General features: G+C 71.1%; 13 protein-coding genes. 7 read left to right on the plus strand and 6 right to left on the minus strand.

The window, feature by feature from the left end:
• Positions 1–94: 94 nt before the first annotated feature.
• The 3 genes from E1288_RS03690 to E1288_RS03700 all read left to right on the plus strand — a co-directional run bounded on the left by E1288_RS03690 (position 95) and on the right by E1288_RS03700 (position 4,039).
• The gene (locus tag E1288_RS03690; protein ID WP_132480696.1) at positions 95–649 is read left to right on the plus strand and encodes an FxsA family protein; all 555 of its coding nucleotides are present in this window, start codon (positions 95–97) and stop codon (positions 647–649) included.
• A gap of 147 nt (positions 650–796) precedes the next feature.
• Positions 797–2,416, plus strand: coding sequence for an amidohydrolase (locus E1288_RS03695; protein ID WP_132480699.1), 1,620 nt, complete (start codon positions 797–799; stop codon positions 2,414–2,416).
• Positions 2,417–2,626: 210 nt separating this feature from the next.
• The gene (locus E1288_RS03700) at positions 2,627–4,039 is read left to right on the plus strand and encodes a cytochrome P450 (protein ID WP_235883315.1); all 1,413 of its coding nucleotides are present in this window, start codon (positions 2,627–2,629) and stop codon (positions 4,037–4,039) included.
• Positions 4,040–4,077: 38 nt separating this feature from the next.
• On the opposite strand, the gene lpdA is transcribed toward E1288_RS03700, so the two are convergent.
• From lpdA to E1288_RS03720, 4 genes are all read right to left on the minus strand, one after another.
• Positions 4,078–5,472, minus strand: a complete 1,395-nt coding sequence (gene lpdA / locus E1288_RS03705; RefSeq protein ID WP_132480702.1) for a dihydrolipoyl dehydrogenase — start codon at positions 5,470–5,472, stop codon at positions 4,078–4,080.
• A 121-nt stretch (positions 5,473–5,593) separates the two neighbouring features.
• The gene (locus E1288_RS03710; protein ID WP_132480705.1) at positions 5,594–7,072 is read right to left on the minus strand and encodes a 2-oxo acid dehydrogenase subunit E2; all 1,479 of its coding nucleotides are present in this window, start codon (positions 7,070–7,072) and stop codon (positions 5,594–5,596) included.
• Positions 7,073–7,074: 2 nt separating this feature from the next.
• Complete coding sequence (locus tag E1288_RS03715) at positions 7,075–8,106, minus strand: alpha-ketoacid dehydrogenase subunit beta (protein WP_132480708.1); 1,032 nt, start codon at positions 8,104–8,106, stop codon at positions 7,075–7,077.
• Positions 8,107–8,119: 13 nt separating this feature from the next.
• The gene (locus E1288_RS03720) at positions 8,120–9,085 is read right to left on the minus strand and encodes a thiamine pyrophosphate-dependent dehydrogenase E1 component subunit alpha (protein WP_132480711.1); all 966 of its coding nucleotides are present in this window, start codon (positions 9,083–9,085) and stop codon (positions 8,120–8,122) included.
• A 312-nt stretch (positions 9,086–9,397) separates the two neighbouring features.
• Here E1288_RS03720 and E1288_RS03725 point away from each other — a divergent pair, with 312 nt between their 5' ends.
• From E1288_RS03725 to E1288_RS03740, 4 genes are all read left to right on the plus strand, one after another.
• Positions 9,398–10,612, plus strand: a complete 1,215-nt coding sequence (locus E1288_RS03725) for a helix-turn-helix domain-containing protein (RefSeq protein WP_132480714.1) — start codon at positions 9,398–9,400, stop codon at positions 10,610–10,612.
• A gap of 51 nt (positions 10,613–10,663) precedes the next feature.
• Positions 10,664–11,161 (plus strand): winged helix-turn-helix transcriptional regulator, encoded by a 498-nt coding sequence (locus tag E1288_RS03730; protein WP_132480717.1) that lies wholly within the window; start codon positions 10,664–10,666, stop codon positions 11,159–11,161.
• Positions 11,162–11,268: 107 nt separating this feature from the next.
• On the plus strand, positions 11,269–11,787 hold the full coding sequence (locus E1288_RS03735) for an SRPBCC family protein (protein ID WP_132480720.1): 519 nt from the start codon (positions 11,269–11,271) through the stop codon (positions 11,785–11,787).
• A complete protein-coding gene (locus E1288_RS03740) occupies positions 11,787–12,845 on the plus strand; it encodes an LLM class flavin-dependent oxidoreductase (RefSeq protein ID WP_132480723.1) in 1,059 nt (352 codons plus the stop codon). The genes E1288_RS03735 and E1288_RS03740 overlap by 1 nt, the downstream gene beginning before the upstream one ends.
• A 135-nt stretch (positions 12,846–12,980) precedes the next feature.
• Here E1288_RS03740 and E1288_RS03745 read toward each other — a convergent pair whose 3' ends face one another.
• Positions 12,981–13,277, minus strand: a complete 297-nt coding sequence (locus tag E1288_RS03745) for a hypothetical protein (RefSeq protein ID WP_132480726.1) — start codon at positions 13,275–13,277, stop codon at positions 12,981–12,983.
• A 292-nt stretch (positions 13,278–13,569) separates the two neighbouring features.
• Entirely contained in the window at positions 13,570–14,715 is a 1,146-nt protein-coding gene (gene dgoD, locus E1288_RS03750) for a galactonate dehydratase (RefSeq protein WP_132481088.1), read from the minus strand.
• Between the last annotated feature and the right edge of the window lie 142 nt (positions 14,716–14,857).

A 14,857-nucleotide genomic window follows, 5' to 3' on the forward strand; every position in this document is an offset into this window, starting at 1 on the left:
CGGGGGCGTTCATCACCTCTGCGGGTTTTGGGAGCATTTGCGGGGCCTCGTTCGTTGAACCTGGTGACTGCCACCGACAGGAGGTCTCCGCGCCGTGCCGATCCTCGTTCTTCTCCTCGTCGCCGGTGTGGTCGAAATCGCCGTGCTGGTCGCCATCGGCCAGGCCATCGGGGTGCTGCCCACCATCGGCCTGCTGATCGCCGCCGCCGTGCTGGGGACCTGGCTGGTGCGCTGGCAGGGCCGCCGCACCCTGCAGGAGTTCCGCGAAGCCGCGCGCCAGCGCAGGCCCCCGGAGAAGGAGCTCTCCGACGGCGTGCTCATCGCCGCCGCCGGGATCCTGATCATCATGCCCGGTTTCATCAGCGACATCGCCGGGCTGCTGTGCCTGTTCCCGCCGACCCGCGCCCTGCTGCGCAACCGGATGCTGCGCGCGGCGGAGCGGCGGTCGAAGGCGATGCAGGACCAGATGTGGCTGCACACCCAGCGGGCCTACCGCAGGCAGGGCGCGACCGCGCCCGGCGAGGACGTCATCGACGGCGAGGTGGTTTCGGTCACCGAGGACGACGAGCCGACCGCGACCGGGCCGGAGTTGCTGCCGCCGCAACGATCTGCGCAGGCAGAACGGCCGGACGGCAGCCCGCGCAGGTGATCGGGTCGGCGTGCCGTCGGCGGGTCCCGGGCGGCGGGTAAGCTCGCCAGAACGATCGCGGCCGGGTTCGCCGGGGGCGTGCGACGACCCGCTTCGCCGATCTCGACCTGCGCAGTTGGAAACCCGGAACGGGGAAGCACGAAGGACATGTCCGAGACCACGTTGTTGCTCGGCGGGCGGATCCACTCGCCCGCCGACGCCGGTGCCACCGCGATGGCCGTGACCGATGGCACCATCGCGTGGGTCGGCGCCGACGAGGTCGGCCGTGCGCTGCATCCCGACGCCGAGGTCATCGACCTCGAAGGCGCGTTCGTGGCGCCTGCCTTCGTCGACGCGCACGTGCACGCGACCTCCACCGGCCTGCTGCTCAACGGCCTCGACCTGACCGGTTGCGCGTCGCTGACGGAATTCCTGCACGCACTGCGGGATCACGTCGCCGAGTACCCGGGCACGCTGGTGTGGGGCCACGGCTGGGACGAGACGTGGTGGCCGGAGCGACGGCCCCCGACCCGCGACGAGATCGACCGCGCCGCGGCGGGCGCGCCGGTTTACCTGTCCCGGATAGACGTGCACTCCGCACTGGTGTCCACGACGCTGGTGGACCGGGCGCCGCTGACCCGCGACGCCGAAGGCTGGAGCGAGCGCGGTCCGTTGACGCGCGTTGCGCACCACCACGTGCGCCGCGCCGCGCGGGAGGCTCTCGGTGCCGCGCAGCGCAAGGAAGCGCAGCTGGCCTTCCTGCAGCACGCCGCCTCGCAGGGCGTGGCGTGCGTGCACGAATGCGGCGGGCCGGACATCTCCGGGGCCGATGACCTGGCCGACCTGCTGGCGCTTTCCGCGCAGGGTGGGGTGCCCGAGGTCGTCGGCTACTGGGGCGAACTGGGCGCGGTGGAGCGGGCCCGCGAGCTCGGCGTCCGCGGCCTGGCCGGTGACCTGTTCGTCGACGGCGCGGTCGGTTCGCGCACCGCGGCGCTGCGCGAGCCCTACGCGGACGACCGGACGACGGCGGGCGTGCTCTACCTCGACGCGCACGCGGTGGCCGAGCACCTGGTGGAGTGCACGCGGGCCGGGATCCAGGCCGGGTTCCACGTGATCGGCGACGCCGGGGTGGCCGAGGTCTGCGACGGTTTCCGCAAGGCGGCGGAGATCGTGGGCGCGCCCGCGCTGGCGAGCCTGCGCCACCGGCTGGAACACCTGGAGATGGTCGACGAGCAGCAGGCCGCGGAACTGGGCAGGTTCGGCGTCGTGGCGTCCGTCCAGCCGTCCTTCGACGCCGCTTGGGGTGGTCCCGGCGACATGTACGCGCGGCGCCTCGGCGTCGAGCGCGGCACCCGGCTCAACCCGTTCTCGAAGCTCGCCGCCAACGGCATGCTGCTGGCGTTCGGCTCGGACGCGCCGGTGACGCCGGTCGATCCGTGGCGCGCGGTGCAGGCGGCGGTGCACCACCGCACCGCCGGTTTCGGCATCTCGCAGCGGGCGGCGTTCACGGCGCACACCCGGGGCGGCTGGCGGGCCGCCGGCGTCGACGACGGCATCACGGGCACGTTGGTGCCCGGCGCGCCCGCGACCTACGCGGTGTGGGATGCCGGGGAACTCGTTGTGGCGGCACCGGATTCGCGCGTGCAGCGGTGGTCCACCGATCCGCGAGCGGGAGTGCCGGGCCTGCCCGACCTCTCCCCGGGCGCGCCGCAGCCGCGCTGCCTGCGGACGGTCCTGCGCGGCGAAACCATCTACACCCGGACCTCCGAGGACGACGAACTCGTCTGACCGGCGGCGCGGCGATTTCGCGCGAAATCGGCGTTTTCCACGCCTGCCGGGTGCCGATTTCGCGCGAAATCGTCATCCGATCCCGAGCCGCGGCGCCTGGAGGCGGCGGGCCGTTCGGCGTAGCGGGTTCGGGCTGGTGGCCGATGAGGTTTCCGGCGGTGTTGTGCTTCCGTGGAATGGAGGTGCTCCGCGCCGTCGGGAGGTGCGCCGGTGATCGCCCATGCGCTCAAAAGGCAGCTGCAGTCCGCTATTTCCCGCACCGAGCGGCTCGCGTCCCCGGTCCGGCCGCTGGCCGCGCCGCCGCCCGGCTCGGGGCTGAAGCCGGTGCTCGGCGACTACGGGTTGCCCGTCATCGGGCACACCATCAGCGTGCTGACCGATCTGCTGGAGGCCTCGCGCCGCCGGTACGCGGAGTTCGGACCGGTGTCGTGGGGCGGGATGCTCGGCACCGAGGTGGTCACCGTGATGGGGCCGGACGCGGTCGAGGTCGTGGCGGCCAACCGCGAGAAGGCGTTCGGCAACGAGGGTTTCTACGACTACCTGATCGGCCCGTTCTTCCGCCGCGGCGTCATGCTCATGGACTTCGAGGAGCACCTGCACCACCGCCGGATCATGCAGCAGGCGTTCACCCGCGAACGCCTCGCCGACTACCTCGGCGCGATGACGCCGGCCATCGAGCGCGGCCTGGCGCGGTGGCGGCCGGGCGACCGGTTCCCGGTGTACACCGCGGCGAAGCGGCTCACGCTGGACCTGGCCACCGAGGTGTTCGTCGGCGAACGCCCCGGCGCCGAAGCGGACCGGATCGCCGAGGCGTTCGTGGCGGCCGTGCACGGCGGTCAGGCGATCGTGCGCGCCGACGTGCCGGGTGGCACCTGGGCGCGCGGGCTGCGCGGGCGGCGGTTGCTGGAGGAGTACTTCCGGGAGCGCATCCCCGCCAAACGCGCCGGAACGGGCAGCGACCTGTTCAGCGTGCTGTGCCGGGCCGAGACCGACGACGGCGAGCGGTACTCCGACGACGACGTCGTCAACCACATGATCTTCGTGCTGATGGCGGCGCACGACACCAGCACGATCACGCTCGCGATGGCGGCCTACTACCTCGGCAGGCATCCCGAGTGGCAGGAGCGGCTCCGCGCCGAGGCCCGCGCGCTGGGGAAACCGGCCATCGACCGGCCCGATCCGGAGGGGCTCCCGCTGCTGGACATGGTGCTGAAGGAGGTCATGCGGCTCAACGCCCCGGTGGGCGGGCTGTTCCGGCAGGCGGTCGCGGACACCGAGATCCTCGGCCACTACATCCCGGCGGGCACCAGGGTGGTCGCCCAGCTCTACGCGACGCAGCGGATGCCGCAGTGGTGGCCCGCGCCGGACGAGTTCGATCCCGAGCGCTTCGCCGAGCACCGCCGGGAGGACAAGGTGCACCGCTACGCGTGGGCGCCGTTCGGCGGCGGCGTGCACAAGTGCATCGGGATGCACTTCGGCGGCATGGAGCTCAAGGCGATCATGCACCAGCTGCTGCTGCGGTTCCGGTGGACCGTCCCGGCCGGTTACGAGCCGCGGATGCGCTACGGGACCGGCCCGATGCCGACCGACGGCCTGCCGATCCGCCTGCAACGCATCTCGTGATCCGCGGAGCCCGGGTGTGCCGGGCCCCGCGGAAGTTGTCACGCGTTCAGCGGCCTGCCCAGGGCTGCCAGGACCGATTCGTGCACGGCCTCCGACAGGGTCGGGTGCGCGAAGACGACCTCGGCGAGATCGTCGACCGTGGCCTCCAGCGAGCCGGCGATCCCGAAGCCCTGGACCAGTTCCGTGACGTCCGGGCCGACCAAGTGCGCGCCCAGCAGTTCGCCGCTGGCGGCGTCGAAGATGGTCTTGACGAAGCCGTCCGCCTCGCCGATGGCCATCGCCTTGCCGGAGGCCTGCAGATCGAACCGGCCGACCTGCAGGGGACGTCCGGTCTCCCGGGCCTGGGCTTCGGTCAGGCCGAGGCGGGCGACCTGCGGTCGTGCGTAGGTGCAGCCCGGAATTCCGGCCGGATCCAGCGGTTTCACGTGCTCGACCCCGGCGAGCCTCTCGACGCACACCACGCCTTCGTGGCTCGCCTTGTGGGCGAGGCACGGGGCGCCCGCCACGTCCCCGATCGCGTAGACGCCGAACACGTTGGTCCGGCACCAAGCGTCGGTTCGGACGAATCCGCGTTCCACCTCGACCCCGAGCTCTTCGAGTCCGAGCCCGGTCACGTTGCCCTCGACGCCCGCCGCGACCAGGACGCGCTCCGCGGTGAGCCGCTCCGCCGCGCCGTCGGCGAGGTTCAGCGTCGCGGTCACGTGATCGGCCGCCACGGCGACCTCGGACACCGATGCGCCGGTGTGCACCCGGATGTCGCGCTTCTCGAACTTCTTGCGCACGTGCTCGGCGACCGCGGCGTCCTCGGCGGGCATGACCTGCTGGGCCATCTCGACGAGCGTGACCTCGCTGCCGAGATCGTTGTACAGGCTGGCGAATTCGACCCCGATCGCGCCGGAGCCGATGACGAGCAAGGACTTCGGGACTTCCGCGGGCACCAGCGCCTCGAAGTACGTCCAGACCCGGTCGCCGTCGGGCACCACCCCGGGCAGCGCCCGGGGCCGCGCGCCGGTCGCCAGGATCACGTGGTCCGCGCGCAGCGTCGCCGGGTGCTCGCCGCCGACCTCGACCACGCCCTTGCCGACCAGCCGGGCGGCCCCGCTGACGACGTCGATGCCGTTCTTCCGCATCAGGTATTCGACGCCGCCGGCGAGGCGGTCCGAAACCGAGCGGCTGAACGCCACCAGCTGCGTCATGTCGAACTCCACGCCGCTCGCGGTGAACCCCAGCGGTCGTAGGTTCGCCAGCGTGTGGGCGACGTCCGCGCCGTGCAGCAGCGCCTTGGTCGGGATGCACCCCCAGTTCAGGCAGATGCCGCCGAGCCGGTCGCGTTCGACGACGGCGGTGCGCAGCCCGAGCTGGGCGGCGCGGATGGCCGCCACGTAGCCGCCGGGGCCGCCGCCGACGACGAGCACGTCGTACTTCTCGCCCATCGCTTTCTCCTCGTGTCCTGGGTCCATGAACCTCGATCGAATGCGGCGATTTCACGCGAGATCGGCGCCCCGTCCGCACGAGGACCGCTGATTCCGGGCGAAATCGCCCTGCTGCGCAGCACTAGACCAGCATCAGGGCCGGTGATTCGACGAAACGCTTGAGCTCCCGCAGGAACGTCGCGCCGAGTGCGCCGTCGATCACGCGGTGGTCGCAGGAGAGCGTCACCGTCAGCACCGTCCGGGCGATGACCTGTCCGTCCTCGACGAACGGGCGCTGCTCGCCGGAGCCGACCGCGAGGATCGCCGCCTGCGGCGGGTTGATGATCGCGTCGAATTCACGCACCCCGAACATGCCCAGGTTGGAGACCGTGAAGGTGCCGCCCTGGAACTCCTCGGGCTGGAGCCGACCGGTCTTGGCCTTGGTCACCAGGGAGTGCACCTCGCCCGAGATGTCGGCCAGGGACTTGGTGTCGGCGCCGCGCACGATGGGCGTGATCAGGCCGGCGGGCAACGCCACTGCGACGGAGATGTCGGCTGCGGAATACCGCAGCACCGCTTGGGATTCCTCGTCGAACTGCACGTTGACGTCCGGGACCTTGCGCAGCGCGGCCGCGCACGCCTTGACGATGAAGTCGTTCACCGAGAGCTTGACCGCCGGCACCGTGGCGTTGATCTGCTTCCGCAGGGCGAGCAGCGCGTCGATCTCCAGGTCCGCGGTCAGCCGGAAGTGCGGGGAGTTCTGCTTCGAGGCCTGCAGCCGCCGGCCGATGGCCTTGCGCATCGAATCGAGCGGAACGATCTCGAATTCCGGAGCGGCCGGGGCGGCTTCGCGGACCTCGGGGTCAGCAGCGGGCAGGAACTTCCGCTCCGCTTCGCGGACGTCCGCGACGCACACCCGGCCGCGCGCACCCGTGGCCCGGCAGTCGTGCAGGTTGATGCCGAGGCTCGCCGCGAGGCGCCGCGCCACCGGGGTGGCGTTGACCCCGCTGTCGTCCTGTGCGGACTGTGCCGGAGTGCCGTTGCGCTGGGGTGCGACCGGTTCTGCGACCGTGCCGCCCGCCGCGCGGATGGCGGCGTGGACGTCGGCCACCGAAATCCGGCCGATGCGGCCGGTGCCGGTCACCTTGCCCAGGTCGACCCGGAGCTTCGTCGCGAGCTTGAGCGCGTGCGGCGTCGCGAAGACGTCGTCGTTCGTCGAGCCCGCCAGCGAATCCGGGATGACGGTCGTGCCGGGCGTCGGAACCGGCGCCGGTGCTGCCACCTCTGTGGAGGGCGGAACTGCTTTTGCCGCAACGGGTTCCGGCGCGGGGGAGCCGTTCGCCGCCAGGTACTCGTCGATCGCCGAGTCTGGGACGCCGGCGTCCGCCGACACCGCCATCGCGGCTCCCACCGGCAGCGTTTCGCCCGGTTTCGCGAGGATGCGGCGCAGCACCCCGTCGAAGGGCGCCTCCATCTCGTTGGTGATCTTGCTGGTCTCGACCTCGCAGATCGCGTCGCCCTTGCGGAACCCGGCGCCCTCGTCGACCAGCCACTTGGTGATGGTGCCCTCCTCCATGGAAAGGCCCCACTTCGGCACTTCGATCAGGTTGATGTCGCTCATGATCAGTTCGCCACCAGCCTGCGGATCGCGGTTTCGATGCGGGCCGCGTCCGGCAACCAGGCCTTCTCCAGCTTGGGGGAGAACGGCACCGGCGTGTGCGGCGGCGTCACCAGCTCGACTGGTGCCCGCAGCGAGTCGAACGCCTTGGTGGCGATGAGCGCGGCCACGTCGTGGCCGAAACCGCAGCGCGCCGCCGACTCGTCCACGACGACCACCCGGCCGGTGGCGGCCACCGATTCGAGGATGCCCTCCTCGTCCAGCGGCGAGACGGTCCGCGGGTCCACGACCTCGACCGAGATGCCCTCCGCGGCCAGCCTGTCGGCGGCGTCGTTGGCGGCGCCGACCATGGCGGACAGGGCGATCACCGTCACGTCCGTGCCCTGCCGGGTGTAGTTGGCCACCCCGAACGGGATCGCGTAGGGCTCGTCCGGCACCTCGGCCTTGGTGTCGTAGAGGGTCTTGTGCTCGCAGAACACGACCGGGTCGTCGTCCCGGATGGCCTGGATCAGCAGCCCCTTCGCGTCGTAGGCGTTCGACGGCACCACGACCTTCAGGCCGGGCACGGCGGCGAACACGTTGTACGGCGACTGCGAGTGCTGTGCGGCGGCGGAGAACCCCGCGCCGATCATGCCGCGCATCACCATCGGCGTGCGCGCCTTGCCGCCGAACATGTAGCGGAACTTCGCCGCCTGGTTGTAGAGCGCGTCGTAGCAGACCCCGAAGAAGTCCATGAACATCAGCTCGGCCACGGGCCGCAGGCCGGTCAGCGCCGCCCCGGCCGCCATGCCGATGATCGCGGACTCCGTGATCGGCGTGTCGATGACGCGCTCGGAACCGAACTGGGTCCACAGGCCCTTGGTGACGCCGAGGACGCCGCCGAACGCCTCGACCTTCTTCGTCTCCAGGTCCGGGTTGGTGCCGGCGTGGCCGCCGCGCAGGTCCTCGCCGATCTGCACAACGGTCTCGTCGCGCTCCATCTCCTGGCAGAGGGCGTCCTTCACGGCCTCGCGGTACGTCTTCTTTGACGTGGTCATCGTCGCCAGCCCTTCAGTACGAGACGTAGACGTCGGTGAGCAGGTTTTCGATCGGCGGGTACGCGGCGGCGCGGGCCCGGGCGACGGCGTCGCCGACGAGCTCCCGGGACTCCTCGTCGATGGCCTCCAGCTCCCTCGCCGTGGCCTTCTTCCGGTCCACCCGGTCCCGGAAGATCTGCAGCGGATCCCGCGTCCGGCGCAGCTCCGCAACCTGCTCGGGGGTCCGGTACAGCTGCGCGTCGCCTTCGAAGTGGCCCCAGAAGCGGTTCGCCCGGGCCTCGATGGTGGTCGGCCCGCCGCCGTCGCGGGCCCGCTCGGCGGCCTGCCGGGTGGCCTCGTGCACCTCGAAGAAGTCCGTGCCGTCGACCTTCACCGCGGGCATCCCGAACGCGGCCGCCCGGGCGGCGATGTCCGGCGCGCCGACCGCGTATTCGGTGCCGGTGGCTTCGCCGAACCCGTTGTTCTCGATGACGAAGATGATCGGCAGCCTGAGGACCACCGCCATGTTCATGGCTTCGAAGGTGGTGCCCTGGTTCGAGCCGCCGTCGCCGGTGAACGACGCGGCGATGCCGCCATTGCGCAGCGTCTTGGCGCTCAACGCGGCGCCGATCGCCAGCGAAGGCGCGCCGCCGACGATCGCGTTGGCGCCGAGCATGCCGACCGACAGGTCGGCGATGTGCATCGACCCGCCCTTGCCGTGGCACAGGCCGTCGTCCTTGCCGAAGATCTCCGCCATCATTCCCCGGATGTCGCAGCCCTTGGCGATGCAGTGCCCGTGGCCGCGGTGCGTGGAGCCGATGTAGTCGGTGTCCCGCAGGTTCTCGCACACACCGACGGCGATCGCCTCCTGCCCGGAGTACAGGTGGATGAACCCGGGGATGTCGCCGGTGGCGTTCTCCTCGTGCAGGCGGTCCTCGAACGCGCGGATCTCGGACATCCTTCGATAAGCGCGCAGCAGCTCTTGCTTGTTCAAGGCCATCTCGCTCCTCTTCCGCGTGCGGTCCGGCGACCTGGCGATGTGCAGACCCGCCGTGGCTCTTGGTCGGCAAACGTAAGCGGATTTCGGAAGCGCGGACCAGCGTTGCAGCAGGTTGCATCCGGAATGTCGCGCAGTGGCAATGATCTTCTCGGCAAGGGCGCGTCCTCTGTGGATCGATCGCGCGGAGGCTCGAAGGCCTCGACGCGGGATGCAACCCCGTGCAACTCTTGCGCATCTGCCCGGCTCGGTCGTCTCCTATGGCGACGTGATGCGGGCAACACAGCGTTGTTGCGGGAGCGGCAGGAGTTGGCCATGCGGACCCATCGCCTCGACGAGACCGCGCTCCCCGTGGGGGCGGATTCGCGGCAGTACGCCCGCGCGGTCGCCCGCGCGCACGACGCCGTGGTGAGCGGTTGCCGCCCGGCGGTTTCGCCGAGGCAGCTGATCGTCGAGTCCTGGCACCGCGCGCGCCGCCAGGGCATCGACCCCGACCACGGCGCGGGGAGCCGGCCGGTGTCCGCAGGTGACGTCGAGCGCCGCCGCGTCACCTGCGGCATCACCGAGGACGCGCTGCTGGTGCTGCGCAGCGGCCTGGTCCCGGCGGCCGAGAGCGCCGGGCACATCGTGGTCGTCGTCGACGTCGAGGGACGAGTCCTGTGGCGGGACGGACAGCCGGGGGTGTTCCGCCGGGCCGATCGCCTCGGGTTCGTCGAGGGCGCGTGCTGGCTGGAGGACGCGGTGGGCACGAACGCCATCGGCACGGCGCTGGTCGAAGGCGTGCCGGTGCAGGTCCGGTCGGCCGAGCACTACGTGCGCAGCCACCACGCGTGGACCTGCGCGGCCGCGCCGATCCGCGACCCGCGCGACGGACGGCTGCTCGGCGCGGTGGACGTCAGCGGGCCGGCTGGCACCATGCATCCCAGCACCCTCGCGCTGGTCCGGGCGGTGGCCGGGCTGGCGGAGGCGAAGTTGCGTGATGCGCACCGCACCAGCCTGGACCGGCTGCGCGCCGTGGCCGCGCCGCTGCTGGCGAAGATCGATGGGCAGGCCCTGGTGGTCGACCCGAACGGCTGGGTGGCCGCCTCGACCGGCCTGCCGCCGCTGGACCGCATCGCGCTGCCGGATCGGCTGGATTCGCAGCAGGCGTGGCTGCCGGCGTTCGGCGCCTGCTCGCTCGAACCGCTGCCGGAGGGAATCCTGCTGCGCCCCTGCGAGCCGGACGCGCCGTCGGCGGCCCGCGTGGTGGTCGACGTGCGGCGGTCGGGTCGCGCCGCGCTGACCGTGCACCGGAATTCCGGGAACTGGACGTACCGGCTCAGCGGGCGCCATGCGGAGATCTTGCTCGACCTGGCCGAGAACCGGGCGGGCCGGACCGCCGCCGAGCTCGCCGGGCAGCTGTTCGGGGACCGGACCCGGACGATCACGGTGCGCGCGGAGATGTCCCGGCTGCGCAAGCGGTTCGGCGATCTGCTGGACCACCGGCCGTACCGCTTCCTGGCGGACCTGGAGGTGACCGCGCTGCGCTGACCGGCGCGCTCAGCAGGTGGGTTGCGTCGTGGGACTTGTAGTCTCACCGGCATGAGGCGTACTTCCTTCGCACGGTGGCCGTGCTCGATCGCGCGGACGATGGATCTGCTGGGTGACTGGTGGACTCCGCTGGTGCTGCGCGAGGCGTTCTACGGGATCAAGCGGTTCGACGAGTTCCAGCAGGAACTGGGCATCGCCCGGAACACGCTTTCGGAGCGGTTGCGGCGGCTGGTGGACGAAGGACTGCTGGAGAAACGGCAGTACGACAGCTTCCCGGTGCGCTACGACTACGTGCTGACCGAGAAGGGGCGCGATTTCTTCGGTGTCCTCGCCGCGATGTCGCGGTGGGGCGACAAGTGGCTCGCGGGCGAGGAGGGGCCGCCGGTGACCATGCACCACGACCGCTGCGGCCACGACTGCCACGCCGAGGTGGTGTGTTCGGTGTGCGGCGAGCCGTTGAAGTCCGCGGAGACGAGCAAGCGGCTGGGGCCGGGATATCCGCCCAAGCTCGCCGAGCGGCCGGACGTCCAGCGCCGGTTCGCGCGCTGAACCAAGTCGCCGGAGCGCGCGCTTGTGACCCTTGACATGCGAGTCTTGTTAAGCAACTCTCGTGTTCAACGCCCTGGTAGGGGTCGAAGCGACGAGGAGGTCGGCCGGTGGAGTGGACGGGCGCGAGGTATGCGGACGGACCGACGGTGGAGCTGCGGACGTGGATCGACGCCCCGCCGGATCGGGTGTGGGAGCTGGTGTCCGACATCGAGCTGATGCCGCGGCTGAGCGCGGAGTTGCAGTCGGTGGAGTGGGCGGACGGGGCGACCGGCCCGGCGCTGGGCGCCAAGTTCGTCGGCCACAACAAGCACGCCGCACTCGGCGAGTGGTCGACGACCTCCCACATCGTCGAGTTCGAGTCGGCGCGGGTCTTCGCCTGGGCGGTGGAGGATCCGGACGACCCGAGTGCGACCTGGCGGTTCACCGTCGAGCCCGCCGACGGCGGCGCGGTGCTGCGGCAGTGGGTGCGGCTGGGCCCCGGCCGTTCCGGGCTGTCGCTGGCGATCGACAAGATGCCGGAGAAGGAGCAGAAGATCGTATTCGTGCGGTTGCGGGAGTTCGAGACCTCCATTGCCACGAACCTCGCCGCGATCAAGGAACTCGCCGAGGGGAAGGTGGACTCCTGATGCGCACGGCCACGTCGATCGAGGCATCGGGCGGCGCCGACTGGACGGAGCCGGTCGAGTTCGCGGTGGAGGCGGAGAAGCTCGGCCTGGACATCGTCTGGGTGGCGGAGGCGTGGGGTTCCGACGCGCCGTCGACGCTTGGTTACCTGGCGGCGCGCACCGAACGCCTGCTGCTCGGCTCGGGGATCATCCAGCTCGGCACCCGGACCCCGGTGGCCATCGCGCAGGCGGCGATCACCCTGTCGCAGCTGTCGGCGGGCCGGTTCATGCTGGGCCTGGGGCCGTCGGGCCCGCAGGTGATCGAGGGCCTGCACGGGGTGCCGTTCGCGAAGCCGATGGCCCGGATGCGCGAGACGGTGGAGGTCATCCGGGCGGCGCTGTCCGGCGAGAAGATCTCCTTCTCCGGTGGCCAGTTCCAGATCCCGCTGCCCGGCGGCGATGCGCGGCCGATGCGTCTGTCGGCGCGTGCGGAGCACGACATCCCGATCTACCTGGCGACGCTGTCGCCCGGGATGCTCCGGCTGACCGGCAGGATCGCCGACGGGTGGCTGGGCACCAGCTTCGTGCCCGAAGGCGCGACCGAGGCCTACTTCGCGCACCTGGACGCGGGCTTGGCCGAGGCCGGGCGGACCCGGCCCGATCTCGACGTCTGCCAGGGCGCGGAGGTCGCCTTCGCCGCCGACGCGGACGAACTGCGCGGGATGCTGGTCGACCGCAAGAAGAAGCTGGCCTTCTCCCTGGGCGGGATGGGCTCGGCCGGCACGAATTTCTACAACAACGCCTACAGCCGCCAGGGCTGGGCCGAGGTGGCGGCGCAGGTCCGCCAGCGGTGGCAGGCCGGTGACCGCGACGGCGCGGCGGCGCTGGTCACCGACGAGATGGTGCTCGGCACGACGCTGATCGGCACCGAGGAGATGGTCCGTGACCGGCTGCGCGTCTGGCAGGACGCCGGCGTGGACACCGTCCGGCTCTACCCGGCGGGCGAAACCCTCGACGAACGCCTGACCACGCTGGGCCGCGCGATCGACCTGGTCCGAGAGGTGGAATCGGCTGCCTGACAACGGTTTTCGACTGCGCGAGCGCCCGCTGGTCGCGTTCTTCGGCTCGACAGCCTTCGAGGGGCGCCGGTGCGCGGCGCCCCTCGAAGGTTTTCCGGTGCGAATCAGGTCGTGATCACGCCGAGGTCACTGCCCTCAGCTGGTCCAGGCACCCCAAAGCGCCCAAGCCGACGGGCTGATGTCCTGCTGGGCGTCGTTCTGGGCGCCCCAACCGGAGCCCTGGTTGGTGTCGTTCCAGGCGTTCCCCTGCTGCTGCTGCGGCTGTTCCTGCTGCGGCTGCTGCGGCTGCTGTTGCTGCTGCGGCTGCTGCTGTTCCTGCTGCTGGGGCTGCTGCCACAAGGGGTTCTCGTCGGCGCTGGCGAGACCCTGGGCGCCCAGCAGGAGGCCGGTGGATGCGGCGGCGGCAAGGGCGAGCTTGGCGGTGGTGCGCATTCTCAATCTCCTCATTGCTTGAAAAGGGTGGTGCGACTGGGAACTTGCCTTGCATCCGGGTGTCCAGCAGGGCCTGCGCCCCCAATGTGTGTCACCCCCGGCCGCCGTGTATCGGGCTGTGGTCGATCGTGCCCCGTTCGGGCTGCGTGCCTTGTCCCCCAGACGCTGAAAAGGGCGCGGTCGGGGCATCGTGACCATCCGAGTTCCGGGGCGAGCGAGTTGTTCAGTCCACTGAGGATGATTCGGCTTTTCGGATTCTGCGGCAATGAAAAAGGCTTGCCGTTCTGGTCGGTCACCACTCCGCTAGGGAGCCGTCTTCGTTTCGCCACAACGGGTTTCGCCAGCGCTGTCCGATTTCCGCGGCTCGGCGCACCGCCGCCTCGTCGACCTCGATGCCCAGGCCCGGTCCGGTGAGCCGGTCGACGTGGCTGTCGTGGAAGTCGAAGACGCTCGCGTCGACGAGGTAGTCCAGCAGGTCCGAGCCGGTGTTGTAGTGGATGCCGAGGCTGGTCTCCTGGATCAGCGCGTTCGGGCAGGCGAAGTCGATCTGCAGCGATGCCGCGAAAGCGATCGGACCCAGCGGGCAGTGCGGGGCCAGGGACACGCCGTGCGCCTCCGCCATCGCCGCGATCCGGCGCACCTCGGAGATCCCGCCCGCGTGCGACAGGTCCGGCTGCGCGACCGCGATGCCCGAGCCGAGCACGTCGCGGAAGTCCCACCGCGAGTACAGCCGCTCCCCGGTGGCGATCGGCACGGTGGTGGACGCGCAGATCCGCCCGAAGTCGGCGGTCAGCTCCGGCACGATCGGTTCTTCCACGAACAGCGGGTGCAGCGGTTCCAGCAGCCGGCAGGCCTCGCGGGCGAGCGCGGGGGAGACCCGGCCGTGGAAGTCGATGGCGATGTCGGCGCGGTCGCCGATCGCCTCCCGCACCGCGGCGACGCGCCCCACCAGGAGGTCGAGCTCGGCCTTGGACTCCAGCGCGCGCACCCTGCCGGTGCCGTTCATCTTGACCGCGTCGAAGCCCTCCTGCATGCGTTCCCGGGCGTGGTCTGCGACCCGGTCCGGCTCGTCGCCGGCGATCCACGAGTAGGTGCGGACGCGGTCGCGCACCGCGCCGCCGAGCAGCTCGTGGACGGGCACGCCGAGAGCCTTGCCCTTGATGTCCCACAGCGCCTGGTCGATGCCGGCCACCGCGCTGGACAGGACGGGCCCGCCCCGGTAGAAGCCGCCCCTGGTCATGACCTGCCAGTGATCCTCGATGCGGAACGGGTCCTGGCCGAGGAGGTGGTCGGAGAGTTCCTCGACGGCGGTGGCGACCGTCGCGGAGCGGCCCTCCACGACCGGCTCGCCCCAGCCGGTGATGCCCTCGTCGGTGCGCACGGCCAGGAACAGCCAGCGGGGCGCGACCGAAAAGGTCTCCAACGAAACGATCTTCATCGAACCGCCTTCCGGCGACCGCTGCACGCGGTAGCTCTCCGTGTCCATAACACCTGATGGCGTCGGGTGTGCGGGCCGGGCGTTACCACAACGGCCTCGTGTTGCACAATGGTTAAAGCAGCGCTTGTCCGACCGCTGCGTT

The organism is Saccharopolyspora elongata (assembly GCF_004348985.1).
In the GTDB taxonomy this organism is placed as follows: domain Bacteria; phylum Actinomycetota; class Actinomycetes; order Mycobacteriales; family Pseudonocardiaceae; genus Saccharopolyspora; species Saccharopolyspora elongata.

Bases quoted from the DNA above. Each gene is read 5' to 3' on its own strand.
- E1288_RS03740 (WP_132480723.1), top strand. From the start codon at position 11,787: ATGCGCACGGCCACGTCGATCGAGGCATCGGGCGGCGCCGACTGGACG.
- dgoD (WP_132481088.1), bottom strand. From the start codon at position 14,715: ATGAAGATCGTTTCGTTGGAGACCTTTTCGGTCGCGCCCCGCTGGCTG.
- E1288_RS03725 (WP_132480714.1), top strand. From the start codon at position 9,398: ATGCGGACCCATCGCCTCGACGAGACCGCGCTCCCCGTGGGGGCGGAT.
- E1288_RS03730 (WP_132480717.1), top strand. From the start codon at position 10,664: ATGAGGCGTACTTCCTTCGCACGGTGGCCGTGCTCGATCGCGCGGACG.
- E1288_RS03695 (WP_132480699.1), top strand. From the start codon at position 797: ATGTCCGAGACCACGTTGTTGCTCGGCGGGCGGATCCACTCGCCCGCC.
- lpdA (WP_132480702.1), bottom strand. From the start codon at position 5,472: ATGGGCGAGAAGTACGACGTGCTCGTCGTCGGCGGCGGCCCCGGCGGC.
- E1288_RS03720 (WP_132480711.1), bottom strand. From the start codon at position 9,085: ATGGCCTTGAACAAGCAAGAGCTGCTGCGCGCTTATCGAAGGATGTCC.
- E1288_RS03715 (WP_132480708.1), bottom strand. From the start codon at position 8,106: ATGACCACGTCAAAGAAGACGTACCGCGAGGCCGTGAAGGACGCCCTC.
- E1288_RS03745 (WP_132480726.1), bottom strand. From the start codon at position 13,277: ATGCGCACCACCGCCAAGCTCGCCCTTGCCGCCGCCGCATCCACCGGC.
- E1288_RS03710 (WP_132480705.1), bottom strand. From the start codon at position 7,072: ATGAGCGACATCAACCTGATCGAAGTGCCGAAGTGGGGCCTTTCCATG.